Annotated in this window: 21 protein-coding genes; 15 read left to right on the top strand and 6 right to left on the bottom strand. The window is 72.4% G+C overall.

Annotation, left to right across the window (positions count from 1 at the left end):
* Positions 1–46 precede the first annotated feature (46 nt).
* From ACFYUV_RS22155 to ACFYUV_RS22145, 3 genes are read left to right on the top strand one after another with little or no spacing between them, the layout of a single operon-like run.
* Positions 47–475, top strand: a complete 429-nt coding sequence (locus ACFYUV_RS22155; RefSeq protein ID WP_357996525.1) for an AMP-binding protein — start codon at positions 47–49, stop codon at positions 473–475.
* A gap of 37 nt (positions 476–512) precedes the next feature.
* Positions 513–2936 carry a LuxR C-terminal-related transcriptional regulator gene (locus tag ACFYUV_RS22150; RefSeq protein ID WP_387670959.1) on the top strand — a complete coding sequence of 808 codons (2424 nt, stop codon included), beginning with the start codon at positions 513–515 and terminating at the stop codon, positions 2934–2936.
* A 37-nt stretch (positions 2937–2973) separates the two neighbouring features.
* The gene (locus tag ACFYUV_RS22145) at positions 2974–3699 is read left to right on the top strand and encodes an alpha/beta hydrolase (protein WP_387670957.1); all 726 of its coding nucleotides are present in this window, start codon (positions 2974–2976) and stop codon (positions 3697–3699) included.
* A 222-nt stretch (positions 3700–3921) separates the two neighbouring features.
* Here the strand turns inward: ACFYUV_RS22145 and ACFYUV_RS22140 are convergent, their stop codons facing one another.
* Positions 3922–5355: an aldehyde dehydrogenase gene (locus ACFYUV_RS22140; RefSeq protein WP_358288440.1), complete on the bottom strand. Its 1434-nt coding sequence runs from the start codon at positions 5353–5355 to the stop codon at positions 3922–3924.
* 126 nt (positions 5356–5481) lie between these two features.
* Positions 5482–8505: a M14 family zinc carboxypeptidase gene (locus ACFYUV_RS22135; protein ID WP_387670955.1), complete on the bottom strand. Its 3024-nt coding sequence runs from the start codon at positions 8503–8505 to the stop codon at positions 5482–5484.
* A 203-nt stretch (positions 8506–8708) separates the two neighbouring features.
* On the opposite strand from ACFYUV_RS22135, the gene ACFYUV_RS22130 reads away from it, so the two are divergent.
* Positions 8709–9605, top strand: a complete 897-nt coding sequence (locus tag ACFYUV_RS22130; RefSeq protein WP_387670953.1) for a coiled-coil domain-containing protein — start codon at positions 8709–8711, stop codon at positions 9603–9605.
* On the opposite strand, the gene ACFYUV_RS22125 is transcribed toward ACFYUV_RS22130, so the two are convergent.
* Entirely contained in the window at positions 9587–10900 is a 1314-nt protein-coding gene (locus tag ACFYUV_RS22125) for a GH1 family beta-glucosidase (protein WP_387670951.1), read from the bottom strand. The two genes, ACFYUV_RS22130 and ACFYUV_RS22125, sit on opposite strands and share 19 nt — an antisense overlap.
* An 88-nt stretch (positions 10901–10988) precedes the next feature.
* Here ACFYUV_RS22125 and ACFYUV_RS22120 point away from each other — a divergent pair, with 88 nt between their 5' ends.
* The 8 genes from ACFYUV_RS22120 (at position 10989) to ACFYUV_RS22085 (ending at position 20499) form a co-directional block, all read left to right on the top strand.
* The gene (locus ACFYUV_RS22120) at positions 10989–11627 is read left to right on the top strand and encodes a TetR family transcriptional regulator (protein ID WP_387670949.1); all 639 of its coding nucleotides are present in this window, start codon (positions 10989–10991) and stop codon (positions 11625–11627) included.
* Positions 11628–11913: 286 nt separating this feature from the next.
* A complete protein-coding gene (locus ACFYUV_RS22115) occupies positions 11914–12273 on the top strand; it encodes a MerR family transcriptional regulator (protein WP_352352118.1) in 360 nt (119 codons plus the stop codon).
* Positions 12274–12309: 36 nt separating this feature from the next.
* Positions 12310–13734 carry a penicillin-binding transpeptidase domain-containing protein gene (locus ACFYUV_RS22110; protein WP_387670947.1) on the top strand — a complete coding sequence of 475 codons (1425 nt, stop codon included), beginning with the start codon at positions 12310–12312 and terminating at the stop codon, positions 13732–13734.
* 69 nt (positions 13735–13803) lie between these two features.
* On the top strand, positions 13804–16158 hold the full coding sequence (locus ACFYUV_RS22105) for an ATP-binding protein (protein WP_387670945.1): 2355 nt from the start codon (positions 13804–13806) through the stop codon (positions 16156–16158).
* Between the two features lie 358 nt (positions 16159–16516).
* Positions 16517–17290: an AMP-binding protein gene (locus tag ACFYUV_RS22100; protein ID WP_387670944.1), complete on the top strand. Its 774-nt coding sequence runs from the start codon at positions 16517–16519 to the stop codon at positions 17288–17290.
* A gap of 123 nt (positions 17291–17413) precedes the next feature.
* The gene (locus ACFYUV_RS22095) at positions 17414–18706 is read left to right on the top strand and encodes an ABC transporter substrate-binding protein (protein ID WP_387670942.1); all 1293 of its coding nucleotides are present in this window, start codon (positions 17414–17416) and stop codon (positions 18704–18706) included.
* A gap of 54 nt (positions 18707–18760) precedes the next feature.
* Positions 18761–19642 carry a sugar ABC transporter permease gene (locus tag ACFYUV_RS22090; protein ID WP_357972963.1) on the top strand — a complete coding sequence of 294 codons (882 nt, stop codon included), beginning with the start codon at positions 18761–18763 and terminating at the stop codon, positions 19640–19642.
* The gene (locus tag ACFYUV_RS22085) at positions 19639–20499 is read left to right on the top strand and encodes a carbohydrate ABC transporter permease (protein ID WP_387670940.1); all 861 of its coding nucleotides are present in this window, start codon (positions 19639–19641) and stop codon (positions 20497–20499) included. Before ACFYUV_RS22090 ends, ACFYUV_RS22085 begins: the two co-directional genes overlap by 4 nt.
* 14 nt (positions 20500–20513) lie before the next feature.
* On the opposite strand, the gene ACFYUV_RS22080 is transcribed toward ACFYUV_RS22085, so the two are convergent.
* Positions 20514–21500, bottom strand: a complete 987-nt coding sequence (locus ACFYUV_RS22080) for an ArsR family transcriptional regulator (RefSeq protein WP_387670938.1) — start codon at positions 21498–21500, stop codon at positions 20514–20516.
* Positions 21501–21559: 59 nt separating this feature from the next.
* Here ACFYUV_RS22080 and ACFYUV_RS22075 point away from each other — a divergent pair, with 59 nt between their 5' ends.
* A complete protein-coding gene (locus tag ACFYUV_RS22075; protein WP_387670936.1) occupies positions 21560–22828 on the top strand; it encodes an MFS transporter in 1269 nt (422 codons plus the stop codon).
* Here ACFYUV_RS22075 and ACFYUV_RS22070 read toward each other — a convergent pair.
* On the bottom strand, positions 22791–23774 hold the full coding sequence (locus ACFYUV_RS22070; RefSeq protein WP_387670934.1) for a LacI family DNA-binding transcriptional regulator: 984 nt from the start codon (positions 23772–23774) through the stop codon (positions 22791–22793). The two genes, ACFYUV_RS22075 and ACFYUV_RS22070, sit on opposite strands and share 38 nt — an antisense overlap.
* Before the next feature lie 69 nt (positions 23775–23843).
* Here ACFYUV_RS22070 and ACFYUV_RS22065 point away from each other — a divergent pair, with 69 nt between their 5' ends.
* On the top strand, positions 23844–25016 hold the full coding sequence (locus ACFYUV_RS22065; protein WP_358288409.1) for an MFS transporter: 1173 nt from the start codon (positions 23844–23846) through the stop codon (positions 25014–25016).
* Positions 25017–25030: 14 nt separating this feature from the next.
* On the top strand, positions 25031–25696 hold the full coding sequence (locus tag ACFYUV_RS22060) for a hypothetical protein (RefSeq protein WP_387670932.1): 666 nt from the start codon (positions 25031–25033) through the stop codon (positions 25694–25696).
* Here the strand turns inward: ACFYUV_RS22060 and ACFYUV_RS22055 are convergent.
* The gene (locus ACFYUV_RS22055) at positions 25668–26204 is read right to left on the bottom strand and encodes a cysteine dioxygenase family protein (RefSeq protein WP_352323951.1); all 537 of its coding nucleotides are present in this window, start codon (positions 26202–26204) and stop codon (positions 25668–25670) included. The two genes, ACFYUV_RS22060 and ACFYUV_RS22055, sit on opposite strands and share 29 nt — an antisense overlap.
* Positions 26205–26500 lie beyond the last annotated feature (296 nt).

Here is a 26500-nt window from a genome sequence, read left to right as displayed (position 1 = left end):
ATTCCGCCCCATGTAGGCACGTGACCCCCTCCCTACCGTGGACGCCATGGATGAGCACATCGTCATGGTGGACTCCGGCACGGGCGTGGAGCTCACCGAGAAGCAACTGGATGAGCGGTCGGCGATCGCGACCGCCCAGTTGCGGCGCAGAGGGGTGCGCGCGGGCGACACGGTGCTCGTCTGCCTGCCCGTGGGGCCCGACCTGCTGGTGGCGGCGGACGCGGTGATGGCGGCGGGCGGCGTCGTCTGGCCGGTGCCCGCCGACCTCGACCGGGCCGGGCTGGGCGAGCGCATCCGGGCCAGCGGCGCCCGGGTGATGATCTCCGACGTGCCGGAGGCGGTGGAGGCGGCCGAGGAGTCGCGGGTGCGGATCGTGATGAGCGTGGCCGAGCTGGGCGGGCGGCATCCGTATCCGCGCAGTCGCGGACAGTCCACGGAAAGTGATCGCACGCGGTCGGCCGGAGGTGGAGACTGAGCGCACCTGTGATCCTCCGCTGACCCTGGGCGCCGACATGACTCCGCCAGTTCCGCACAACCTGCCCGCAGAGCCCAACCGTTTCGTCGGCCGCGGGCGCGACCTGACCGAGCTGAGCGCGCTGGTCCACGACGAACGCGTGGTCACGCTGAGCGGCGTCGGCGGCATCGGCAAGACCCGCCTGTCGCTGCGGGTGGCGGCCAGGGCCGCGCCGGGCTTCGCCGACGGCGTCTGGCTGGTCGAGCTGGCCCGCCTGGCCGACCCCGCGCTGATCGTCAACGAGATGGCCGGGGTGCTCGGCGTCCGCGACGAGGCGCCGGGGCGGCTGCTGGACGGCCTGCGCGTACGGCTGCGCGAGGCCAGGGCGCTGATCGTGCTCGACAACTGCGAGCATCTGGTCGACCGCTGCGCCGAGCTGGTGGCCGGCCTGATCGCCGACTGCCCCCGGCTGCGTTTCCTGCTCACCAGCCGCGAGCCGCTGCGCATCCCCGGCGAGCTGGTCTGGCGGGTGCCGCCGCTGGAACTGCCCGACGACCACCATCCCGACGCCGAGTCCGTGCTGCTGTTCGTCGAGCGGGCGCTGGCGGCCGGGGCCCGGTCGGTGACCGGCAGCATGGACGACGTCGTGCGTCTGTGCCGGGCGCTCGACGGCCTGCCGCTGGCGCTGGAGCTGGCCGCGGCCCGCACGAGCCTGATGAGCCCGGGCCGCATCGCCGACCGCATCGGCGACCGGTTCACCCTGCTGACCAGGGGTGACCGTACCGCGCCCGCCCGCCAGCGCACCCTGCTGGCCACCGTCGAGTGGAGCCACGACCTGCTGCGGCCCAAGGAGCGCGTGCTGCTGCGCCGGCTGTCGGTCTTCGCCGGGCTGTTCGACCTGACCGTGGCCGAACGGGTGTGCGCCGACGGCGGCATCGTGCCCAGGGCCGAACTGCTCGACCTGCTCAACGGCCTGGTCGACAAGTCGCTGGTGCTCCACCACGACGGGCGCTACCGCCTGCTGGAGACCATCAGGCAGTACGCCGCCGAGCGGCTGGCCGAGGCGGGCGAGCTGACCCGGCTGCGCGACCGGCACCTGCGGGTGATCTGCGAGGAGATGGAGCACTGCTACCGGGCCGGCACGCTCGACCCGCGCATGCCCTGGTCCGCCCGCGTCCCGCACTTCGTCAGGGGCCGCGCGCTGATGGACGACTGCCGGGCGGCGGTGGAGCGGGCGGTGGAGTCGGCCGACCCGGTGCTCGGGCTGCGCCTGGCCCGCGCCGCCCTGGCGATCCTGGCCGTACGCGGTGAGCTGGGCGAGACGGTCGGCTGGCACCAGCGGCTGCTCGCCCTCGACCTGTCCCGGGTGCCCTCCGACGTGGTCGCCGTGGCCAAGGGCGGCCTGGCGTACGGGCTGGAGATCTGCGACGAGCTGGCCCGCGCCGAGGAGCTGGTCGTGCAGGGGGTGGAGGAGCAGAAGAGGCACCCGTACACCCACTGGCTGGGCGTCACCTACAGCGTGGCGCTGGCCGTGTTCTTCCGCACCGGCCAGAGCGAGAAGGCGCTGCGCTACCTGGAGGAGCTGGAGGCGGCGGCCGCCGCCCACGACGACCTGTTCAACCTGGCCACGGTCCGCATCGCGCAGCTCAACCTGGCGCTGTTCCGCGGCCAGCTCCGCCAGGCCCGCCGGCGCGGCGAACAGGCGCTGGCCCTGGCCAGGGAGGCCGGCCACCACTGGACGCTGGCCAGGGCGCTGACCCACCTGGGCGCGGTGGCCGAGGCGGCGGGCGACCTGGAGGCCGCCATGACCTGCCACACCTCGGCCCTGCCGCTGCTGGAGGACATGGGCAACCGGGTCGAGCTGGCCCGCTGCCAGGCCAAGCTGGGCCGGGTGGCGGCCCGCATGCACGACTATCCGGCCGCCCGGCTGCACCTGGCCGCCAGCCTGGCCCTGAGCACCCGCACCGGCCAGCGCAGGGGCGTGGTGCGGGCGCTGACGGCCATGTCGGCGCTGGCGGCCGAGCAGGACGACCTGGAGGGCGCGGTGCTGGCCGCCGCCGCCGCGACCGCGCTGCGCGAGGCCATCGGCCAGTACGGCGTCCCCGGCCCGGTCCAGGAACTGCTCACGCGGGCCAGGGCCGGGCTCGGCGAGGGCCGGGTGTCGCTGCTGTGGGCCAAGGGGGCCCGGCAGTCGCCCGACGAGGTCGCCAGGCGCGTGCTCGATCCCGGCCAGGCCGTTCCCGCGGGGCCGTCCGGGCCGCCGCCGGGGGCCTGGCAGGGGGGGCTGACCGGCCGGGAGCTGGAGATCGCCGCGCTGCTCACGGGCGGGCTGAGCAACCGGGCCATCGCGTTGAAGCTGGTGATCAGCCCCGCCACGGTGGCCCGGCACGTCGCCAACATCATGGAGAAGCTGGGCTTCGCCTCCCGGGCCCAGATCGCGGTGTGGGCCACCGGGCACGGCCTGGAAACGGACCGCGAATAAGCTGGTATTCATGCCTTTCGCGCCACATTTCCCGGTGATGCTCAGGACAGAGGACGGTGTCCGCATCGACGCCGCCCACACCCCCTCGGCGGCCGGGGACATCGGGATCGTCATGGCGCACGGCTTCACCGGATCCTGGCGCGAGCGCACCGCCCGCCGCATCGCGCACGTGCTCAGCGGCTACGGCGGCGTGCTCGCCTTCGACTTCCGCGGCCACGGGCGCTCGGGCGGCGAGACGACGGTCGGCGACCTGGAGATCCTCGACGTGGAGGCCGCCGTACGGCATGCCCGCGTGGTCGGCTACCGGCGGATCGCGGTCGTGGGCTTCTCCATGGGCGCGGCGGTGGCCGTACGGCACGCGGCGCTGCGCCGGGGCGTGGACGCGGTGGCGGCGGTCAGCGGCCCGGCGCGCTGGTACTACCGGGGCACCAAGCCCATGCGCCAGGTCCACTGGGCCATCGAGCAGCCGTTCGGCAGGTTCGCCGCCCGGCTGGCCAAGCGCACCAGGATCGCCCGCGGCCAGTGGGACCCGATCCCGATGCCGCCGCACGAGGCCGCCGCCCTGGTCGCGCCCGCCCCGCTGCTGGTCGTGCACGGCGACGCCGACGCCTTCTTCCCGCTGGACCACGCCCACCAGCTCTATGACGGCGCCCGCGAGCCCAAGGAGCTGTGGATCGAGCCGGGTTACGGGCACGCGGAGTCGGCCGCCAGCCCCGAACTCATCCGGCGTATCGGTAAATGGATCTCCTCGAACCTTTCGTGAGTAATACCCGTCTACCTAAGACGGATGGAAAGGATCCGCCAGGAGAAAAGTCCTCGGGGACGGAAACCGCCTTCGCGGTGACCGTGGGACATACTTCAGTAGCCGGGCAGTCGCCGACTGTAGGCGGCGGATCCGGCACCTAGCGTCGCGGGGGCACGCTGGGTGCCTTACCCGGCCCGCAAGAGGGGCCCCGCGGCGCGCGGGGCCCCTCTTCGCCCGCCGCTAGCCCAGCCGGGCGATCGTCTTGTACTCCAGGTAGCCGTTCAGGCCCTCGGGGCCGAGCTCGCGGCCGATGCCGCTGGCCTTGAAGCCGCCGAAGGGCGCGTTCGACTCCAGCATGAAGCAGTTGACGCCGTAGGTGCCGGTGCGCACCTGGCGGGCGACGTTCATGCCGCGCTCGGCGTCGGCCGTCCAGACCGTGCCGGCCAGGCCGTAGTCGCTGTCGTTGGCGATGCGCAGGGCGTCGGCCTCGTCCTCGTACGGGATCACCGCCAGGACCGGGCCGAAGATCTCCTCACGGGCGATGCGCATGTCGTTGCTGACGTTGGCGAAGACCGTGGGGGCGACGTACCAGCCGCGGTCACGGGGACGGTCGAGGCCGCCGACGACGACCTTGGCGCCCTCGTCCATGCCGATCTTGATGTAGCCCTCGACGCGCTCCTGCTGGCGCTTGGCCACCAGCGGGCCGATGCCGGTCGCCGGGTCGGCCGGGTCGCCGACGGGCTGGGAGTTGACCATGTTCGCCACGGCGTCCACGACCTCGTCGTACCGGCTGCGGGAGGCCAGGATGCGGGTCTGGGCGACGCACGCCTGGCCGTTGTTCATCAGCGTGGCCATGGCCAGGAAACCCATGCTCGCCTGCAGGTCGGCGTCGTCCAGGATGATCGCGGCGGACTTGCCGCCGAGCTCCAGGCTGACCCGCTTGAGCTGCTCGCCGCAGATGGAGGCGATGCGGCGGCCGGCGGCGGTGGAGCCGGTGAAGGCCACCTTGTCGACGCCGGGGTGGGAGATCAGGTGCTCGCTCACCTCGCGCCCGGCGGGCACGATGTTGAGCACGCCCGCCGGAATCCCGGCCTCGGCGGCCCACTCGGCCAGCAGGTACGCGTCCAGCGGCGTCTCGGGCGCGGGCTTGAGCACGATCGTGCACCCGGCCAGCAGCGCGGGCGCGACCTTGGTCATGGTCACGAACTGGGGCACGTTCCACGGGACGACGGCCGCGACGACGCCGACCGGCTCGCGCCGCACGGTGATCGGCCCGAACAGCCCGGGACGCTCCTCCTCCTGGGCGAACTCCTTGCCCAGCCCGGCGTAGAACTGCAGCATGCCGAGCGGCTGCGGCGCCTGCGCGAGGTTGGAGAAGGTGATCGGCGAGCCCATCTCCTCGGTGATCAGGGCGGCCATCTCGCCCTGGCGCTCGTTGTAGATCGCGGCCAGCCGCTCGATCACGGCGGCCCGCTCGGCGAACGTCATGCGGGGCCACGGCCCGTGGTCGAACGCCTGGCGGGCGGCGGCCACCGCGCGTTCCACGTCCTCGGCGGCGCCGTCGGGGACGCGGCCCACGACCTCCTCGGTGTGGGGGGAGATGACGTCGATCGTCCCGGTGCCGGCGGGGGTCACCCATTCGCCCCCGATGAACAGCTTGTCGTGCTGGCGCATGTCGTGAGCCTCCTGCTTGACCGAATGCTTGCTTGCTGCGCGTACGCCTCAAGGCGACCGAACCATGTTCTGTCCGGGCGCGCAAGAGGGGCGCGGCAGCGGTGTGCCGCGCCCCTCGGGGCGTCGCTAGCGGGGGTCGCCCAGCAGGTGCCGCATCGACCGCTTGACCAGGTCCGTACGCGCGGCCTGGTCGCTCAGGCTCTCCACGCCGAAGCCCAGATAGACGGTGTCCGCGGTGACGATGCCGCCGCCCTCCTCGAAGACCTGGTCGGTGCGGAACCAGTTGTTGATCGACGGAGCCGAGCCGGCCGGCGGCGCGGCGACGGCCCAGCCGCCGAGGTCGGACTCGAAGGACGTGTCACCGGCCGCCGCGCCGTCCAGGGTGACCTTGGCGTCGTCGAGGAAGACGCCCGCGCCCTGGGTGGACCAGTCGCTGACGTAGGAGATCGACAGCTCGACCCGCTTGCCCGCGTACGGGGTCAGGTCCACCTTCCACTGCTGCCAGCCGCCGGAGTTGCCCGAGGCGGCGTGCCACGCGCCGGAGGACCCGGTCGGCTCGCAGGCCGCGCCCTGGTAGTGCCGGGTGAACGGATGGATCACCCGCCAGCCGCCGCTGTTCTCGGCCTTGCAGCTCTCGCCGGTGCTCTGCGAGGTGTGGCCGTTGACGTCGGGGAGGGTGGTCCAGTCGTCGGCGCCCGCGGTGTGCGCCTCGACCGTCAGGAAGTCCCAGTCGGCCTCGGTGTCGTAGGAGGTCCAGAACGACAGGTCGCCGGAGCTCCTGCCGGTCAGGTCCACGGTCGTGGTCAGCCGTTTCCAGGAGACGTCGGCGATGCCGCTGTAGACGTCCCAGGAGCCGGTGTGGGGGTCGAAGGGGCCGCCGGGGCGTACCCACTTGACCTGGGCCGAGCTCGCGAACAGCGGGAACTGCGCCGGGGGCAGGATGGCCGAGGTGGCCACGAACGAGTTGGTGTGGCTCGGCTGCAGCGTGCCGGCGAAGCCCTCGAACGCGCCGCCGTTGCCCTTCAGCGCGAACGGCTGCCCGCTCGCCTGGTCGGCGCCCCCGTCGTCGAAGAAGACGTAGGCGCCCAGCCAGTACTGCTGGAAGTCGTTGAACACCTGGATGCACGGCGGGTCGTCGGGGACCGTGCACTCGGGGTGGCCGGGCTGGTCGGGCTCGTAGTAGTACGCGCCGTTGTTGTTGGCCGCGTACGAGGGGTACTTGCCGGCGTGCAGCAGCTTGCCGCCCTCGTTCAGGTAGTCGCGCACCGCCAGCTCGGTGTCCACGCCGCCCTTCGACGTGGTGCCGGCGACCTGCCCGGGGGAGCGGGGGATGACGTCGTCGCCGGTCTCCCAGACCACCGCCTTGTAGTGGCTGAGCACGCCGAGCGGGTGCGGGGCCCGGCGGCCCATCTTGTCCATGTCGTAGGCGTCGGTCGGGTAGCCGGCGTCCTGGAGCGCCTTGACGTAGTCGGCGGCGTACTTGGCCTGGGTCCCGCCCTGGGCCGGGCTGAGGCCGGTGACGTCCTCGGTGGCCAGCACGAGCACCTTGCCGCCGATGTCGTCCTGCACGGTGTAGGTGAAGTCGCCGCTCTTCCTGCCGATCGCGCTGAACCAGACCTTGACCTTGTCGCCCGGCCGGGTGCCGGTGATCGTGCCGCGCAGCCGGTGGTAATAGCGGTCGTAGCCCTTGCCGTACCGCTCGCCGCCCTTCCACTCGCCGGTCGGCGCGATCCTCGTCCGGCCGCCGTTGACCTGGTAGTTGAGCAGGACGGGGCCGATCCTCCGCTTGGCGGTGACCTGGACGGCCTGGTCGGTGCCGTAGCTGAACTCGAACGGGTCGAGCACGAAGTCGGGCGTCCTGTTGCCCAGGTGGCTGACCGGCTCGGCCGGGTCGGCCGCGGACCTGGCGACGTCGAGCGCGAACGGCAGGTTCTTCTCGAACTCCGCCTGCACGGCCGCCTCGTCGTCGGGGAAGACGAACCCGCAGCCGTCGCAGCCCTCGTCGAGCTCCGGCGTCCAGGACAGGGTGCCGTACCTGGCGTGGGCGTGGTCGTTGGTGTCGCCGTTCGTGGTGTAGAGCTCCGCGCCGAGGTCGGGGTCGAACCCGGGGACGGCCGGGGCGTCGTCGTCGCCGGTCAGGGCCTCGTAGATCGGGTTGTCGGCGGTCTTCGTGGCGATCTGGAACCCGCTCGGGTAGAGCAGCAGCGGGCCGTAGGAGTGGTAGTTCAGGTTCATCTCGAACCTGACCCGGTTGAGCAGGCCGTCCATGGCCCTGGTCTCCGGCTCGCTGGCCGGGCCGGTCCCGCGGAAGGTCTCGCTGCTCGGGATGCTCGACGAGCCCTCCTCGTCGTAGCGGAAGTTCGTGGGGAAGTTGCGGTTCGGGTCCACGCCGTCGCCGTTGGTGACCTTCCCGTCGCCGTCGTTGTCGCGCAGGTTCTTGCGCCACAGGCGGTTGCCCTCGGTGAAGGTGAAGTCGTAGCCGTCGGGGTTGGCCACCGGCACGAACCACAGCTCGGTCCGGTTGAGCAGGTCCCGCAGCGCCGACCTGTTGGCGATCACGTACTTCAGCAGCCGCATGTCCACCTCGGCGGCGATCCACTCGCGGGCGTGCTGGGTGGCCGAGTACAGCGTGGCGGGCTTGAGCCCGTCGGGCAGCAGCCGGGCGCCCGTGGAGACCTTGACGGCGAGGATGTCCTGGCCCTTGAGCGTCCTGCCGATGGACTGCAGCTCGACGATGTCCCTGTTGGCGTTCGCGATCGCCCTGAGCTGGTCGGCGATGCCGCCCCGCTCCGAGTACGACCGCCACACGGTGTAGCCGCCGGCCGCCTGGGCCTTGGCGGCCTGGAGGTTGCTCTGACCCTGCGGGTTGCGCACGGGCTCGGGCCGCAGGCCGAGCTTGGCCAGCCCGGCCAGGTCGGCCTGGGCGGCGGTCAGCTCGACGTGCTCCTTGTCGCCGCCGTTGTCGTGCTGGACGACGTCGAAGCCCTTCTCCCGCAGGAGCTGGGCGGTGCCCGGCTCGCCGTCCACCTGGTAGAGGTCGATGCGGTCGCCGGGCGGCAGCGGATCGACCGACGCCTCGGCGGTGAGGGGGACGAGGGAGGTGCCCAGGCCGAGGAGCACGGCCGCGGCGATGGTCATGGTTCGAGACACGATCTGCCCCTTCGCAGAGACGAGTTCGATCGCCATCTCAGACCGGGATCAAGCCCTCCACAAGGCCCAATCTTTTAGATCTTCCTTATTTCCGACAAAGGACTATGTACCTCGCCAAAGGTGCGTCAGTTGGCTGGTTCGGATGACAGCCATCAAGATCATCTTCTATAGTTTCGGTCCGTCTATGCGAGGAGGGGACGGGTGTGAGGATCTGGCGGCTCGCCGCGGTCTTCGTCGTCCTCTCCGGGCTGCTCGGGCTCGCCTCCCCGCAGCCGGCGTCGGCCGATCCCAACATCGACGAGCTGCGCAGACTCACCAAACAGGCGTCCCGGCTCAACGACCTCTACCGCGGCCAGATCCAGAGCCTGGAGGAGATCAGGATCCAGGCCAAGAACGCCACCGACACCTCCGGCGACCTGGCGGCGCGGCTGGCCGCGGCCCAGGCCGGCGTGGCCGAGATCGCGCGCCAGACGTACGTCAACGGCCCCCTCGACGGCATGCAGCTGTTCGGCCTCAGCGTCGACCCGGCCATCGCGCTCGGGCAGGCGGCGAACATGTCGTACATGGCCGCCGAGCGGACCGAGCGCGTCCAGAGCATCCAGAAGCTCATCGCGAAGTCCAAAGAGGCCAAGCTCAACGCCAACGACAAGATCGACAAGCTGAAGAAGGAGATCAGGACCCTTCAGGGCAAGCGGCGCGAGATCGAGCGCCTGCTCGCCAAGTACGGCTTCCAGCAGCCCGGCGGCGCCGAGGGCCTGACCCCGCGCATGATCGCGGTACGCGCCGAGATCATGCAGAACTTCCCGATGAAGTACGGAGTGGGCTGCCTGCGCCCCGGCGACCCCGGCGAGCACGGCAAGGGCCGGGCCTGCGACTTCATGATGTCCCGCGGCGGCACCATGGCCTCCGGGGCCGACGCCGACCGCGGGGACGCCCTGGCCGAATGGCTCATCAAGAACGGCGCGCGGATCGGCGTCATGTACATCATCTGGAAGCAGCGCTACTACGACATCCGGTCAGGCGGAGGCTGGGACCCCATGTCCGACCGGGGCGGCGTGACCGCCAACCACTACGACCACGTTCACGTCTCGGTGTTCTGAGCGACCCGCTCCCGGTACCACGCGTAGGACGCCTTCGGGGTGCGGCGGCCCGTGGCGAAGTCCACGTGCACCAGGCCGAAGCGCTGGTGGTAGCCCTCGGCCCACTCGAAGTTGTCCAGCAGCGACCAGACGAAGTAGCCGCGCACGTCCACGCCCTCGGCCCGCGCGGCCATGACGGCGTCGATGTGGCCGCGCAGGTAGTCGATGCGGGCCTGGTCCTCGACCGTGCCCTGCGGGGTGAGCTCGTCGGGCTGGGAGCAGCCGTTCTCGGTGACGTGGATCGGCGGGAGTGCGCTGCCGTACCGGGCCTTGAGGCCGGTCAGGAGCTCGCGCAGGCCGTCGGGCACGACCGGCCAGCCGAACGCGGTCGTGGGATACCCCGTGACGCCGGTGTCGGTGAACGGGAGCACCTCGCCGGGCGGCGGGGCGGCGATCCGGGTGGGGTTGTAGTAGTTGATGCCGAGGGCGTCCAGGGGGGCGGAGATGGTCTCCAGGTCGCCGTCGCGGACGAAGTCGAGGTCGGCGGTGTAGGCCGAGAGGTCCGGATACCTCCCGAGCAGCACCGGGTCGTTGAACAGCCGGTTGTGCAGGACGTCGTAGGCGTCGGCGGCCTTGACGTCCGCCTCCTCCCGCGACGCGGGCCAGACCGGCGTGCAGTTGTTGGTGATGGCCACCTGCCGCGCGCCCGCCGCGCGCAGGGCCGCGACCGCCAGGCCGTGGCCGAGGAGCTGGTGGTGGGCGACGGGGAGGGCGTCGAGCAGCAGAGCCTGGCCGGGGGCGTGGACGCCCATGGCGTGGCCGAAGGCCATGTGCACGAACGGCTCGTTCAGGGTGATCCACAGCGGGATGCGGTCGGCCAGGCGCTCGGCGACGATCGCGGCGTAGTCGGCGAAGCGGCCGGCCGTGTCGCGGCCGGTCCAGCCGCCGCGGTCCTGGAGCGCCTGGGGCAGGTCCCAGTGGAAGAGCGTCGGCACGGGCTGGATGCCGGCCGCCAGCAGGCCGTCGGTGAGGCGTTCGTAGAAGTCGAGGCCCGCGGGGTTGACCTCGCCGGCGCCGAGCGGCTGCACCCGCGGCCAGGCGATGGAGAAGCGGTAGGCGTTCACGCCGAGGCCGGACATGAGGGCGACGTCCTCGCGCCAGCGGTGGTAGTGGTCGCAGGCCACGTCCCCGGTGTGGCCGTCCCTGGTCCGGCCGGGCTCGTGGGCGAAGGTGTCCCAGATGGACGCGCCCCGGCCGTCCTCGGCCACCGCGCCCTCGATCTGGTAGGCGGCGGTCGCCGTACCCCATAAGAACATCTCGGCTCCTTTATGCGAGTATGGCTCATGTTAACGGACGGCAAAGTGGCCGGTCTGTACCTGCTGGTAATAAGCCAGGATGGGGAGCATGACGAGTACCTTGCGCCGCCGTCCCGCCCAGCGCCGGAGCGTGGAGCGGGTGGAGCGGATGCTCGACGAGTGCGCGCTCCTGCTCGACGAGGTGGGCTACGAGGCGTTGACCACGAAGGAGGTCGCGCGCCGCGCCGAGGTCCCCATCGGCACCTTCTACCAGTTCTTCCACGACAAGCAGGGCCTGGTGCGCGCCCTCGCGCTGCGCAACCTGGAGGCGTTCCTCCAGCGCGTCACCCAGCGCATCGCCGAGGCCGATCTCGGCCACTGGACCGATCTGGTCGACCTGGCCATCGACGAGTTCGTCGACATGAAGCGCACCACCCCCGGGTTCGCGGTGGTCGACTTCGGCGAGGTCCTGCCCACCCCGGGCGGGCCGCCGCTGGAGGGCACCAAACGCACGCTCGACAGCGCCCTCGACAACAACGTCATCGTGGCCGACCGGTTGCGCGCCCTCACCCTCGCCCTGCTCGACGCGCCCGCGGGCCCCGGGCTCGACCGGGCGCTCGTGGTGGCCGTCGAGGCCACCGACGCCGTGCTCAAGCTCGCCTTCCGGGCCGATCCCGGCGGCGACGCCGACCTGATCGCCGAGTGCAAGCAGCTCGTCCGCCGCTACCTCGCCGACCACCTGCCCTGATCCCCTGGGCGACTGCCGCGCGCGGCCAGCCAGGCGCCGATGGCCTCCTCGCTCTCGTCGCCGGTGCAGCCCTCGTTCCAGAAGGGTTAGTTGTCGGCGGTGTCCAGCATGGTGCCGCCGGCGTCCTGGAAGCGGTCGAGGATGGCGAAGGTCTCCCGCAGGCCGACGCCGGTGCCGAACGGGATGGTGCCGAGTGCGATGTTCATGGGACAGACCCTCGGACCTGGAGCGCACTCCAGGTCAAGTCGTTGACCTGGAGTGCGCTCCAGGTGAAAGACTGGGCCGCGTGAGCGTGTACACCCCCGCCGAGGTCGTCGAGGAGACCGGCTTCAGCCTCGACACCCTCCGCTACTACGAGAAGATCGGCCTGCTGGAGCGCGTGGAGCGCAACGCGGCCGGTCAGCGCAGGTTCAGCGAGGAGGACGTCGGCTGGCTCGGCATGATCCGCTGCCTGCGCGACACCGGCATGCCCATCGCCATGCTGCTGCGCTTCGCCGAGCTCGTCCGCGGCGGCGACGACACGATCCCCGACCGCATCAGGCTTCTGGAGGAGCACGACCGGCAGGTCCAGGCCCAGATCGCCAACCTGGCCGAGCGCCAGAACTACATCCACCGCAAGATTTCCTACTACCGCAGCGTCCTGTAGCCCTGCCTTGGTGGTCCGGTTGTTAGACCAAGGACCATGGCGGGAACCAGGGCGAAGCAGATCGACGTCCCGCTGGGCCGCATGGCCGTGCTCTGCGCGGCCCTGCTGTTCGTCCTGCTGGCCCACATCACGGTCGTCCAGGCGTTCGGGACGCGGGGGCTCAACGCCGACCGCCGCAACGAGCGCTCGCTCATCGCCCGGTTCGCCCGTCCGCGTGGCGACATCCTGACCTACGACGGCGCGACCGTGGCCAGGAGCCGCCCGACGCCCGGCGGCGGCCCGTACCGGTTCCAGCGGGTGTACACCGACGGCGAGCTCTACGCCCCCGTGACCGGCTACCTGTCCCTCTACCGGTCCACGGGCGTGGAGGAGGCCGAGGACGGCGTCCTGTCCGGCGACGACGCCAAGGTCAAGGTGCGCTCGATGGTCAGCGACGGCGACGTGGCCGGCGCCGACGTGCGGCTGACCATCGGCCAGCGCACCCAGTGGGCCGCCTACCACGCCCTGGAGGCCACCGGCGTGCCCGGCGCGGCCGTGGCCATCGACCCGGCCACCGGCGCGATCCTCGCCCTGGCCAGCTATCCGTCCTACGACCCCAACACGCTGGCCACCTTCGACCCCGCCCGGCTCGACGGCGCCCTCGACCGGCTGCGCGACGCCCCCGGCCGGCCCCTGCTGAACCGGGCGCTGGACCAGGTCTATCCGCCGGGGGCCACGTTCAAGGTGGTGACCACGGCCGCGGCGCTGGCCTCGGGCGAGTACACGCCCACGGCCCCCGTGGACGCCGTCGTCCGCCCGCGGCTGCCCGCCTCGATCGCCGGCTCGTGCGGCAGGCCCCGGCCCACGCTGCTGCGCGCCTTCCAGACCTCGTGCGACACCGCGTTCGCGGGCATCGGGGTGCAGCTCGGCCAGGACAGCCTCAGGGACCAGGCCGAGGCGTTCGGGTTCGGCGACGGCGACCTGCGCGTGCCGATGGCCCCGGCGCCCAGCACGTACCCGCAGGGCATGGACCGGGCGCGGACCGCCCTGTCGGCCGTCGGCCGGGACCAGGACCGGGCGACGCCGCTGATGGTGGCGATGTTGTCGGCGGCCGTGGCCAACAACGGCGTGCTGATGCGGCCGTACCTGGTGGAGGAGGTGAGCCTGCCGGACGGCTCGCTGCTCGGCCAGGCGGGGCCGCAGCCGTACCGCACCACCATGACGACCGTCCAGGCCCGCTACCTGGCCGCGATGATGACCGCGGGGACGCACGCGGGCGGGCCGGGCGCGGCCGTCGCCGTCCCCGGGGTCGAGGTGGCCGCCAAGATCGCCGCGACGGGCGGCGAGCACGCGCTGGCCACGGCGTTCGCCCCGGCGACCGCCCCGGAGGTGGCGGTCGGCGTGGTGCTGGAGCACCCCGGCCCCCGGGCGGGCGCGGTGGCGCAGGTGGCCCGCGCGGTGCTGGAGGCCGCGCTGGCCTGACGCCGGGCCGCCGACTTCGCCACCGATTGAGTCTGGGCGCGAACGGTAGTTGATGCCACACTCACAGTGATGCTGCGAACCGCCGATTTCCGCAACCTGCCGGCCGAGCCCAACCTGTTCGTGGGCCGGGAGTCCGATCTCGATGAGCTGGCCCATCTCGGCCGCGTCTCGCGCGTGGTGACGCTGTGCGGCGCGGGGGGCATCGGCAAGACGCGCCTGGCCCTGCGCCTGGCCGCCAGGGTCGCCGCCGAGCACCCCGACGGCGTGTGGCTGGTCGAGCTGGCCGACGTGGAGAAGGGCGAGCTGCGGGAGCGGGTCCGCGCCGCGCTCGGCGTCGCCGACGACCTGGCGGACACCATCGGCGGCCGCCGCGTGCTGCTCGTCCTGGACAACTGCGAGCCGGTGGTCGGCGAGTGCGCCGAGCTCTGCCGCGACCTGCTCGGCGCCTGCCCGCGGCTCACCGTGCTGGCCACCAGCCGCGAGCCGCTGCGGGTGCCGGGCGAGACGGTCTGGCGGGTGCCGCCGCTCTCGCTCGTCGGCGAGGAGAGCGAGGCCGTGCGTCTGTTCGTGACCAGGGCCACCGCCGCGCGTCCTGGCTTCGAGCTGACCGAGGAGACGCTGCCGCTGGCGATCGAGCTGTGCCAGGCGCTCGACGGGCTGCCGCTGGCGATCGAGCTGGCCGCCGCCATGGTGCGGGTGTTGTCGGTCAGGCAGCTCGTCGAGCGGCTCGACGACCGGTTCAGGGTGCTGGCGGGCGGCGCCCGTACGGCCCACGCCAGGCACCGTACGCTGCGCGCCGCCGTCGACTGGAGCTACCGGCTGCTCAGCCCCCAGGAACGCCTGCTGCTGCGCCGCGTGGCGGCCTTCCGCTCCTGCTGGACGCTCGACCTGGCCGAAGCGGTGTGCGCCGGCTCCGGCCTGCCCGAGGAGGACGTGCTGCCGCGCCTGTGCGACCTGGTGGACAAGTCGCTGGTCGTGCTCGACGGCGAGGTCGCCGGCCAGGCCCGCTACCGGCTGCTGGAGACCGTCCGCGAATACGCGCTGGAGCGGCTCGCGGAGTCCGGCGAGGAGGCGGCGCTGCGCCGCGCGCACCTGGCGGCGCTCGCCGGGCTGGCCGGGCGGTTCAAGGACGTCCTCGCGCCGGGCACGCGCACGTCGTGGCCCGTGGTCGAGCGCTACGTCAACCTGTTCGACGGGCTCAAGGCCGAGGTGGGCGCGGCCTGCGACTGGGCCGTGGCGAGCGGGTCGCCGCAGACCGCCCTGCAACTGCTGACCGACGTGCGCTACCTGCTCATGGCCAGCGGGCGGCGGCTGGACATCGCCGAGCGGCTCGACCGGCTGCTCGCGCTCGACGCCCCCGACGTGCCCGAGGGCTTACGCGGGCAGGCGATGATCCTGCGCGGTGAGCTGGCGCTCGCGGCCGGCGAGACGGGGCTCGCGGCGCGGTGCGTACAGATCGGGCTGGCGCTGTGCGTCGACGCCCAGGACGCCTACGGCGAGGCCGTGGGCCTGATCATGCTGGCCCAGGCGACCGGCGACCAGGAGTCCCTGACCCCGGCCCTGGAGGCGGCGCGGCGGCGCGGCGACCCGATCCTGGAGTCGCTGGCCCAGGGCACCCGGGCCGACTTCGGCCTGCGGGCCGGCCGCCTCCACGAGGCGCGGCGCGCGTTCGAGGAGGTCCTGTCGCTGAGCGAACGGCTGGACAACCACCTCGGCCAGTCCTACGGGCACGTCGGCCTGGCCCAGATCGCCCGGCGCACCGGCGACCGGCCGGCCGCCCGGCGGCACTACGAGGCCGGCCTGCGCCTGCTGCGGCACATCGACGCCCGGCAGCAGATCGTGAGCTGCCTGGCCGGGCTCGGCCGCGTCGCGCTGGAGGAGGGCGACCTGGCCGAGGCCCGCGCGCGGCTCACCGAGGCGCTGGTGCTCAGCCGCGACGCGGGCCTGCGTGACAGCATCGCCCGGCGGCTGGCGGCCTGGGCGCGCCTGGTGGCGGCCGAGGGCGACGACCGGCGCGCGGTCCTGCTGGCCGCCGCCTCCCTGGGGCTGCGCGACCGCCGCCCCGACGCCCGCACCGAAGAGCTGCTGGCCCCCGTCCGCGACCGGCTGGGTGAGGCCGTGGTGGCGCTGCTGTGGGCCGAGGGCCTGGCGATGACGGCCGACCAGGCGGTCTCGTGCGCGCTCGGCGGCCCGTTGCCCGAGCTGCCGGCCGCGCCGGTCGCCCCGGCGGCCCAGGACAGCAGGCTGACGGCCAGGGAACGTGAGATCGCCGAGCTGGTGGCCCGCGGGCTGAGCAACCGGGCCATCGCCGACGAACTGGTGATCAGCCCGGCCACCGCCGCGCGGCACGTCGCCAACATCCTCGGCAAGCTGGGCTTCTCCACACGTACACAGATTGCCGCATGGGTGATCGGCGGACGCTGATCCCGGCGGGTTCTCTACACATCGCCGCCGCCCGCCGCTTACATCGTCGAATGGCCATGTCAGCGCATGTGCCGCCCCGGTCCGAACGCCTACCGTTCTGCGTGTGATCGACCGCGCTCCGCGCTTCCCGTCCTCGCGCCGGGGGCCGCGGCGGCCGATCGACCGAGGGACGTCACGCGTCCCGACGGAGCCGGGCCTTCTCGGAGGGGTGGGGGCCCGGTTCCAGGGCGCGTGACAGCGGGCTCGAGTCGCGCAGGGCTCGGGCCCGCCCACCTCGGCCCTGGGCTGGGGAAATGCACACCGCTCTACATAGATCGGTGGATGCGGCCGGCGCGCGGGCGACCGTACGTTGACGGGCATGACGCCGTCCGCCTCGTCCTCCGGCACCGTGATCCACGAGGTGTTCCGCCGGGCCTACGAGCGGGGCGAGCGGCCGGCGCTCATCGATCTGCGCGGCGGCCACGTCTACGGCTACCGCAGCCTGGTGACCGAGGTGACCAGGGCGGCGTCCGGGCTGGTGCGCAGGGGAGCGCGCCGCGACCAGGTGGTAGGGGTGCACGTCCCCACGACCGGCACCCAGACGGTGGCCCTGCACACCGTGCTGGCGGCGGGCGGGGTGGCCGCGCCGATCGGTCCGGGGCTCGGCGTCGAGGAGGTGGCGGCGCTGCTGCGCGAGTGCGACGCCCGCATGCTGATCACCACCCCCGACCTGGCGGAGACGGCGATCGCGGCGGCCGACGGCTCCCGCGTGCGCCAGGTGGTCTCGCTCGGCCCGGCGCTCGACACGATCGACTTCCGCGGCCTGCTGGTGCTGGAGCCCACCGCGCTGCCCGCCCTCGACGCCAAGCGCCAGGACGCGCTGGCGCTGCCCGGCGGCGCCCGGCTCACCCATGCCGACCTGCTGGCCAGGATGGCCGAGCTCGACGTGCCCGTCGGCCTGAGGGAGTCCGACGTCGTGCTGTGCACGTGGCCGCCCGGCGCCGGCGCCGACCTGCCCGCCCTGGTCGGCCTGGCCGTGTCCAAGGGCGCGCTGGTCGTGGCCGCGGGCCCCGGTGACCTGCCCGGATCCGGCTACGACGCGGGCGTCACCGTGCTCACCGGGCCGGCCGGCACGCTGGAGCGCGTGGGCTGAGTATGCGGACCTGTTACCTCCCCCGCCCTTGACGTCGGCGCGCGCGAAGTGGGTTGATAGCCGTTGTTGACAACGTTGTCAAAGGTCACCAACTTCGGGGGATCGCGAAGGGAATGGTGTGCGATGCGACGGTGGTTAGCGGCCGTCTCGATCACGATGGCGGGCGTTCTGGGCCTGGCGGGCTGCGGCGGAGGCAGCGGCGGCCAGACTGCTGAGCCGGGTTCGTCGAGCGGCGGCAAGCAGCAGGTGGAGGTCTTCTCCTGGTGGACGGGCCCCGGTGAGGCCGACGGCCTCGCGGCGATGAAGAAGATATTCGAGGACAAGAACCCGAACTACACGTTCTTCGACGCCGCCGTGGCGGGCGGCTCGGGTGACAAGGCCAAGGCGTTGTTGCAGTCGAAGTTGCAGGCCGGCACGCCGCCCGACACGTTCCAGGGGCACGCCGGCGCCGAGTTGCAGGGCTACATCAAGGCGGGCAACCTGGAGGACCTGACGTTCCTGTACGACGAGCTGAAGCTCAAGGACGTCTTCCCCGCCCAGCTCGTCGAGCAGATCAGCGTCGAGGGCAAGATCTACTCGGTGCCGGTCAACATCCACCGGTCCAACGTCCTGTGGTTCAACCCCAAGGTGCTCAAGGACGCCGGCATCGCGGCCGCGCCCAAGACGATCGAGGAGTTCATCGCCGACCTGGAGAAGGTCAAGGCCAAGGGCAAGATCCCGATCTCCGTCGGCTCGGAGTGGACCGCCACCCACCTGCTGGAGAACGTGCTGCTCGGCTCGCTCGGCACCGACGCCTACAACGCGCTGTTCAAGCCGGGCGCCGACTGGAGCGGCCCGCAGATGACGAAGGCGCTGGAGAACTACGCCAAGATCATGTCGTACGCGGGCGACCCGCAGGACGACTGGCAGCCCGCCGCCAAGCAGGTGGCCGACGGCGAGGCGGCGTTCAACATCATGGGCGACTGGGCCTACGGCTACTTCCACAACCCGCCGGAGGGCGGCCTCGGCAAGACGTCCAAGACGGACTTCGACTGGGCGCCCGCGCCCGGCACCGAGGGCACCTACATGTGGCTGTCGGACAGCTTCACGCTGCCCAAGGGCGCCAAGAACCGGGACGGGGCCGTCGCCTGGCTGAAGGTCGCGGCGAGCAAGGAGGGCCAGGACGCCTTCAACCCCAAGAAGGGCTCCATCCCCGCCCGCAAGGACGCCGACCAGTCGCTCTACACCGACTACCTGGCCGACGCACTGAAGGACTGGTCGGGCGACAAGCTGGCCGGCTCCATCCAGCACGGCGTCTCGGTGAGCCAGCCGTGGCTGGCCTCGATCAACGAGGCGGTCGGGCTGTTCATCGGCAGCAAGGACGTCAAGGGCCTGCAGCAGGGCCTGGCCGACGCGGCCAAGGCCAACGCTCAGTGACGCATGCGGGTACGGCGGGAGGCTCCCGCCGTACCCGCGCGAAGGGAAACGGTTGTGAGGCGGGCACGCACCTGGCTGCCCGGACTCCTCCTCGTCGCGCCGTCGATCGTGGCGATCGGCGTGTTCGTGTACGGCATGCTGGGCTGGAACTTCCGCCTGGCCATGACGGACCAGCACGATGAGGTGTCCGAGGGCACGTTCGTGGGGCTGAAGAACTTCGTCGACATCTGGGACCAGGCGCGCTGGCGTCTGTCGGTCGACCACGCGATCGTGTTCACGATCGCGTTCGTGGCGGGGGCGCTGGTGCTGGGCTGGTTCCTGGCGTTCCTCATGGAGAAGGGGATCTGGGGGGAGGGCACGTTCCGGGCGATCTACCTGTTCCCGATGGCCGTGTCGTTCGTCGCGACCGGCATCGTGTGGCGGTGGCTGATGAACTCGGGGACGGGCGAGCGGGCGGTCGGCCTGAACCGGCTGTTCGACGCGATCGGGCTGCCGCAGTGGCAGTGGTTCAGGGATCCGGACTGGGGGATGGCCGCGATGGCGCTCCCAGCGATCTGGCAGATGTCCGGATATGTCATGGCGTTGTTCCTGGCGGGCTTCCGCGGCGTCCCCGAGGAGCTGCGCGAGGCCGCGCGGGTGGACGGCGCCGGCGAGTGGGGCGTCTACCGGCACGTGGTGCTGCCCATGCTCAGGCCGGTCACCCTGTCGGCGCTGATCATCCTGGGACACATCTCGCTCAAGGTCTTCGACCTCATCGTGGCGGTGTCCGGCAAGCAGATCATCACCGACGTGCCCGCGGTGTTCATGTGGGTGGCGGTCTACGACTCGCACGACCCGGCGAAGGGGGCCACGATCGCCTCGTACATCGTGCTCAGCGTGGCGGTCTTCGTGATCCCGTACCTGATCTGGTCGGTGCGCAAGGAGCGCAGGCCATGACGGCCGTCGCGGCCCGGCGCAGGACCGGGTTCGGCATCGTGCGGTTCTGCCTGCTGCTCGCCCTGGTGGTCGTCGTCCTCGTCCCGATCTACGTGCTGCTGGCCACCAGCTTCAAGCCGCTCACCGAGGCCGACCCCGGCCAGGCGTGGAACCTGCCCGGGACGTGGACCACCGAGGCGTGGCGGGTGGCCTGGGAGAAGCTGGCCCCCGGCCTGTGGAACAGCGTGCTGCTGGCCGTCCCCGGCTCGCTCCTGTCGTGCGCGTTCGGGTCGATGAACGGCTACGTGCTGTCCAAATGGCGCTTCCCCGGCGCGGACGTGCTGTTCACGCTGTTCCTGTTCGGCATGTTCATCCCCTACCAGGGCGTGATGATCCCGCTGGTCAAGCTCATGGTCTGGCTGAACGAGCAGACCGGGCTGCAGGGCGTCTTCTACGGCGGCATCCCGGGCCTGGTGCTCGCGCACGTCGTGTACGGCATCCCGATCTGCACGCTGATCTTCCGCAACTACTACGTCACGATCCCCGACGAGCTGATCGAGGCCTCGCGGGTGGACGGCGCGGGCATGCTGCGCGCGTACTGGTCGGTCGTGCTGCCGGTGTCGTGGCCGGCGATCGCGGTGGTGATCATCTGGCAGTTCACCTCCCTGTGGAACGACTTCCTGTTCGCCGTCTTCATCACCGGCCCGCAGAGCTGGCCGACCACCGTCATGCTCAACAACATCGCCGGGGCCCAGGCCACCCCCTACAGCCAGCAGATGGCCGCGGCCGTCCTGGCCTCGATCCCGACCATGCTGATCTACGTGCTGCTCGGCCGGTTCTTCATGCGCGGCCTGATGGCGGGCGCGCTGAAGGGCTGACGCGGGACGGCCCGCTACGCCGGTGACCGGCCGGCCAGCGCGTCGCCCAGCGGCGTACGGGCGTACAGCACGGAACGGCCGGTGCGGGTGCCGACGACGAGGCCCGTCCTGCGCAGGACGGCCAGGTGCCCGCCGGTCGCGCCGAGGCTCTGGCCGAGCAGGGCGGCCAGGTGGGTGGTCGTCGCGGGCACGGCCAGCTCGGTGAGCAGGCGCGCCCTGGTGCGGCCGATCAGCAGCGCCAGGTCGCCGTCCGGCACGCCGACCGCGGCGCCCGTGCCGCGGGCCGGGTAGACCAGCGCGTTGGGCCAGGCCGCCTCCAGGTACACGCCGACCGAGCCGGCGAAGGCGGTCGGCACGAACAGCAGGCCCCCGCCGCCCAGCACGTGCGAGCCGTGGCGGGTGTGCAGGCGCACCTCGATGTGCCCGTCCGGACGCCAGCGCACCTGGTCGCTCAGGTCGTCCAGCGCGGCGGCCCAGCCGTAGGCGGCCAGGCGTCCGGCCCGCTGGATCACGTCGCGTTCGAGGATCGTGTGGAGTCGCGGCCAGCCGACGGAGATGATCTCCCGCCACAGCGCCTCGTACGCGTCGGCCAGCACCTCCACCACCCGCGGCGAGAACAGCAGGTCCCGGATCGGCTCCGGCACCGGCGGCAGCGCCGCCAGAACCCGGGCGATCTCCTCGTGCGCCTGGGCGACCGGGGTCCGGCGCATGGAGGCCAGCTCGGTCTCGAACGGCACGCTCATCCCGGCCGGCGGCGGGGCGATGAAGTCGACGTTCGCGTAGCCCTTGTTGCCGCTGATCGCCGCCAGCGCGCGCAGCGCCGGATGCCGTCGCAGCAGGTCGAGGTACGGGCCGCGCCAGCGCTCCACCCACCGCCGGTGCACACCGGGCTCGTTCCTGCCGTCGAGCGTCCAGTGGGCGTGCATGGTCTCGATCAGCGGCGAGATCGCGAACCTGCTGGCCACCAGGTCCTGCGGGGTCACCTGGATCTTCAGCGCCATCTTTCGGTTATATCCGAAACCATGGCCGGGCCGGGCGCCGGTTCAGCAGCATCGGGGACGTGAGAGCGGCGACGTACGGCGACGTGTTCGCGGTCAAGGAGTTCCGGGTGCTGTTCGGCAGCTTCGCGCTGCTGGTCACCGGGGACTCGATCAAGATGCTGGCCCTGTCCGTGCTGGTGTACGCGCGGACGGGCTCCCCGGGGTTGTCGGCGGCGGCGTACATGGCGGGGTGGCTGCCGTACATCGTGGGCGGGATGTTCCTGCTGTCGCTGGCCGACCGGCTGCGGCCCCGGGCGCTGATGGTGACCGGAGAGCTGGTCCGGGCGGCGGTGTGCCTGCTGCTCGCCTACGCCGGGCTGCCGGTGTGGGGGATGCTGGCGCTGGTGCTGGTCAGCGGGCTGTTCTCGCCGGTGTTTGGCGCGGCCAGGTCGGCGGCGCTGCCGGACGTCCTGCCGGGGGACGCGTTCGTGCTCGGCCGGTCGGTGATCGGGGTCACCTCGGCGGCCTCCCAGGTCGGCGGGCTCGCGGCCGGAGGCGCGTTCCTGGCCTTCGCCGGGGCGCCCGGCGCGCTGGCCGCCACCGCCGCGCTGTCGGCACTCGGCGCGGTGGTCCTGCGGTTCGGCCTGCCCGACCGTCCCGCCCGCGCCGCCGCGGGGAGTGGCGGGACGGGGGCCGTGCGGCAGACGCTGCGGGTGAACCGGTCGCTGCTGGCCGACCGGCGGGTGCGCGGGCTGCTGCTGGCCGGATGGCTGCCGACGATGTGCCTGGCCGGGGCGGAGGCGATGATCGTGCCGTACCTGGGCGGTGAGGGGCGGGCGGGCGTGGTGCTCGCCGCGGCGGCGGCCGGGATGGCGGTGGGGGAGTTCACCGTGGGCAGGTTCGCCGCGCCGCCGCTGCGGGAGCGGCTGTCGGCGCCGCTCGCCGTGCTGCTCGGGCTGCCGTGGCTGGGGTTCGCGCTCGGGCCCGGCGTGGGGTGGGCCGCGGTGCTGGCCGCGTGCGCGGCCGCGGGGTTGTCGTACCAGCTCGGGTTGCAGCGGCGGTTCGTGGACGCGGTGCCCGAGGAGGGGCGCGGGCAGGCGTTCGGGCTGCAGTCGGCGGGGCTGATGACGGGGCAGGCGGCCGGGGCGGCGCTGGTCGGCGTGCTGGGCGAGACGATCGGGCCGGGGGGCGCGATCGTCGCGGCGGGCGCGGCGGGGGTCCTGGTCGCGCTGGCCCTGCTCGGCCCCCTGCGCCCTGCCAAGCCCTCCGGCGCCGACGGCTCCTCCAGTGCCGCCGGTTCCGCTGGTGCGGTCACGTCGCCGGAAGCTCGCCGGAGCCCCGCGGGATGAGACGTACGGGCAGCTCGACGTGCTCCGGCGGCCCGCCGTCACCGCGCAGGCGGCGGAACAGCAGCTCGGCGGCCACCCGGCCCATCCAGGCCGGATCCTGCGCCACCACGCTCACCCCCGGCCGCAGCAGGTCGGCCAGCTCGAAGTCGTCGAACCCCACCAGCGCCAGCCGCCGCCCCTCCAGGGCCCGCAACGCGGTCACCGTGAGCCGCCCGTTCCCGGTGAACAGCGCGGTCGGCGGCGCGTCCAGGGCCAGCATGCGCCGCAGGTCGGCCCGTACGTCGTCGAGCGACGGCGGGCGCATCGCCACCAGCCGCGGGTCGAACAGCCCGCCGAGCGCCCGCCGGTAACCCGCCAGCCGCCGCGCCGCGGTGTAGATCGCCGGATCGTCGCCCAGGAACGCGATCCTGTGGTGCCCGTGCGTGAGCAGGTGCCGGACGGCCTGCTCGGCCCCGCCCGCGTTGTCGGCGAGCACGGTGTCCACCTCGATCCCCGGCTCGGGCGGCCGGTCGGCGAACACCACGGGCGTGCCGGCCTCCAGCTCGCCCCGCAGGTAGGCGTGGTCGTCGCCGGCCGGGACGACGATCAGCCCGTCCACCCTGCGCGCGCAGAACGTCTCGACCAGCTCGCGCTCCCGGCCCGGCTCCTCGCCCGAGGACCCGCTGAGCAGCAGGCAGCCGTGGTCGATGACGACGTCCTCGACGGCCCGGCTGAGACCGGCGTAGAAGGGGTCGGCGACGTCCTCGATGACCAGCCCGATGGTGGCGGTCATGCCCGTGCGCAGGACCCGGGCGCTCTCGTTACGGCTGTAGCCCAGCCGGTCGATGGCCGCCCGCACCCGCTCGGCGGTGGCCGGATGGACGCCGGGCTCGCCGTTGACCACGCGCGAGACGGTCTTGAGCGCCACGCCCGCCGCCGCCGCGACGTCCTTCATCGTCGGTCTCACGCATGGATCATGTCCTACCGCACCCGGGCGGACAACGTTGTCAGACGCCTGTGCCAGAGTAGGTGCCCTATGTCGTTGCGACACGCCTTGCTGGTGGCCGGGTTCGTGCTGGCCGCGCTCAACCTGAGGCCCGCCATCGCGGGCCTGTCACCGCTGCTCGACGAGATCATGAAAGACCTGGGGCTGTCGCCGTCGGGCGGCGGCGCGATCACCACCGTCATGGTGGTCTGCCTGGGCGTGTTCGGCCCGGTGGCCCCGCTGCTCGCGCGGCGCATCGGCCTGGACAGGACGCTGCTGGCCGGCCTGCTCGTGGTCGCGGCGGGGGAGTGCCTGCGCGGGCTCGACGGCGTCCCCATGCTCTACCTGGGCTCGGCGCTGGCCGCGACCGCCATCGCCGTCATGAACGTCTCCATGCCCGGCATCGTCAAGCAGCACTTCCCCGAGCGCGTCAACCTGCTCACCGGCGTCTATGTCGCGGCCGTGGTGGCCGGCGCGGCCGGGGCCTCGGCCCTGGTGATCCCGCTGGAGCGAGCCACCGGCTTCGACTGGCGCGGCGTCTCGGCGCTGCTCGCCGTGCCCGCCGTGCTCGCGGCCCTGCTCTGGCTGCCGCAGGCGGTCCGGGGCGGCCCCGCCGAGCAGGGCGGCCCGAGGCCGTTCGGCGCCGTCCTGCGCAGCCGCGTCACCTGGTACGTGACCGCGCTCATGGGCCTGCAGTCGCTCACCTTCTACGTCATGCTGGCCTGGCTGCCGACCATCTTCCTCGACGCCGGCCTGCCCGCCGACCAGGCCGGCTACCTGCTCAGCCTGACCAACCTGGTCCAGGTCGCGACCTCGCTCGCGGTGCCGGTGCTGGCCGGCCGCCGGGCCTCGCAGGTGCCGTACGTGGTGGGCGCGGGCGTGCTGACCGTGCTCGGCTACCTCGGCGTGCTGCTGGCCCCGGCCACCGTGCCGTGGTTGTGGATGATCGTGCTCGGCATCGGCCAGGGGGCCTCGTTCGCGCTGGCGCTGCTGATCATCGCCCTGCGCCCGGCCGATCCGGCCGGCGTGACCGCGCTGTCGGCCGTGGCCCAGTCGGTGGGGTACGTCGTGGCCGCCCTGGGCCCGCTGCTGTTCGGCTACCTGAGGGAGGTCTCGGGCGGCTGGACCGTGCCGCTGACGGTCGGCCTCGGGGTCCTCGGGGCCCAGCTGGTGGCTGGATGGTTCGCCGGACGCCCTGCTACCTTAGGTAAGGCTAACCTGTAGAAGGGATCCGCAGCGTGCTGACCGAGGCTCTCCAGCGTCTGGCCGACGGCCGGGGCGGTGTCATCGGGGTCGAGCCAGAGCTCGTCATCGACCCCGACGAGAGCTGGACGGCCGCCGCCGACCTGGTGCGGGAGCCGTACACGCTGTTGGCGGGCCTGGTCGAGCAGACGGCGGCACGCTGGAACGCGCCCCGGCACGTCGGCGCGGCGCTGTTCTGGAAGACCTTCGGCTACTGGCACAGCCTGCCCATGGCGCTCGGCTGGGCCCTCGACGGCCGCGTCCCCGTCATGCGGCTGGCCGACACCTACTTCAAGGTCTCCGACGCCGGCGTGACGATCGCCGCCAGCCGCGTGAGCTGGGGCACGGGCGTCGAACCCATCCGCGAGTCGCTGGCCGAGGCGCAGCAGCCGCTGGTCAAGGCCATCAGCGCGCTCGCCAAGGTCGGCGAGCGCACCTTGTGGGGCTCGACCGCCGAGGCGTTCGCCCATCCGCTGACCTGCATCGTCAAGGGCGACTACATGGGCCTGCTCGCCGAGCTCGGCAGCCCGGTCGACGGGCTGGTCGAGCCCGCCGACGACGGTTACTTCCGCAGGACGTGCTGCCTGTGGATCACCCTGCCCGACGTCGAGGCGTGCGGGAGCTGCTGCGTGCTCAGGCCACAGCCACCGGCTCGTCCATAGGACGCAGCTCGTCGGCGTAGCTCACCGACACCCGGCGCATGACGCCGCTGTCGTCGATGGAGTACTGGCCGAGCCGCCACAACGGCGGCGAGTACGCGTGGATCGAGACGCTCTCGCCCTCCGCGCCGCCGAGCCGGTGGATGTGGTCGGGCCCGAACGAGAACGACTGACCGGCCGGCACCACGGTCTCCAGGTGCTCGCCGCCGATGCGCGGATTGCACTCCTGCAACGCCCCCTGCACGACGTGCACCGCGCCCGAGGAGATGTCGTGGTCGTGCCAGCCCGTGTCGTCCTCAGGACGCCAGCACAGCACCCAGACGTCCACATAGGCGTCCCGGTACAGGGAGGCGTAGTGCCGTCCGCCGTCGGCCGGGAAGTCGACCATGTCACGCCACTCCTGCGGGTTGGCGGCCAGCTCGTCGACCAGGTCGCGCAGCTCACGCCGGTCGAGCGTGCGCTCCGGCAGCCCGGCACACACGCCCCCGCCCTGGATCTGGATGTCACTCACGTACGAGTCTCCTTTCTCTATCTAATTGCCTCACTCCGTGAGGCGGCTCGGTCGCCGGTATGCCGGCGTCTTCCCCCGCTCTGGTCGCTTCGCTCCCGCCGCTCCTCCAGACGCCGGCGCTCCCTCGCGGATCTAATTGCCTCACTCCGTGAGGCGGCTCGGTCGCCTGTATGCCGGCGCCTTCCCCCGCTCTGGTCGCTGCGCTCCCGCCGCTCCTCCAGACGCCGGCGCTCCCTCGCGGATCTAATTGCCTCACTCCGTGAGGCGGCTCGGTCGCCTGTATGCCGGCGCCTTCC

Origin of the sequence: Nonomuraea sp. NPDC003560, assembly GCF_042878785.1 — a bacterium.
Lineage (GTDB): Bacteria > Actinomycetota > Actinomycetes > Streptosporangiales > Streptosporangiaceae > Nonomuraea.
Note: the sequence above shows the minus strand (reverse complement) of the source record. Positions and strands in the feature narration are given on the sequence as shown.

What these genes read in the sequence shown, in the direction of transcription:
- ACFYUV_RS22155 (WP_357996525.1), top strand. Translation starts at nt 47, where the DNA reads ATGGATGAGCACATCGTCATGGTGGACTCCGGCACGGGCGTGGAGCTC.
- ACFYUV_RS22150 (WP_387670959.1), top strand. Translation starts at nt 513, where the DNA reads ATGACTCCGCCAGTTCCGCACAACCTGCCCGCAGAGCCCAACCGTTTC.
- ACFYUV_RS22145 (WP_387670957.1), top strand. Translation starts at nt 2,974, where the DNA reads ATGCTCAGGACAGAGGACGGTGTCCGCATCGACGCCGCCCACACCCCC.
- ACFYUV_RS22140 (WP_358288440.1), bottom strand. Translation starts at nt 5,355, where the DNA reads ATGCGCCAGCACGACAAGCTGTTCATCGGGGGCGAATGGGTGACCCCC.
- ACFYUV_RS22125 (WP_387670951.1), bottom strand. Translation starts at nt 10,900, where the DNA reads ATGTTCTTATGGGGTACGGCGACCGCCGCCTACCAGATCGAGGGCGCG.
- ACFYUV_RS22120 (WP_387670949.1), top strand. Translation starts at nt 10,989, where the DNA reads ATGACGAGTACCTTGCGCCGCCGTCCCGCCCAGCGCCGGAGCGTGGAG.
- ACFYUV_RS22110 (WP_387670947.1), top strand. Translation starts at nt 12,310, where the DNA reads ATGGCGGGAACCAGGGCGAAGCAGATCGACGTCCCGCTGGGCCGCATG.
- ACFYUV_RS22105 (WP_387670945.1), top strand. Translation starts at nt 13,804, where the DNA reads ATGCTGCGAACCGCCGATTTCCGCAACCTGCCGGCCGAGCCCAACCTG.
- ACFYUV_RS22100 (WP_387670944.1), top strand. Translation starts at nt 16,517, where the DNA reads ATGACGCCGTCCGCCTCGTCCTCCGGCACCGTGATCCACGAGGTGTTC.
- ACFYUV_RS22095 (WP_387670942.1), top strand. Translation starts at nt 17,414, where the DNA reads ATGCGACGGTGGTTAGCGGCCGTCTCGATCACGATGGCGGGCGTTCTG.
- ACFYUV_RS22085 (WP_387670940.1), top strand. Translation starts at nt 19,639, where the DNA reads ATGACGGCCGTCGCGGCCCGGCGCAGGACCGGGTTCGGCATCGTGCGG.
- ACFYUV_RS22080 (WP_387670938.1), bottom strand. Translation starts at nt 21,500, where the DNA reads ATGGCGCTGAAGATCCAGGTGACCCCGCAGGACCTGGTGGCCAGCAGG.
- ACFYUV_RS22065 (WP_358288409.1), top strand. Translation starts at nt 23,844, where the DNA reads ATGTCGTTGCGACACGCCTTGCTGGTGGCCGGGTTCGTGCTGGCCGCG.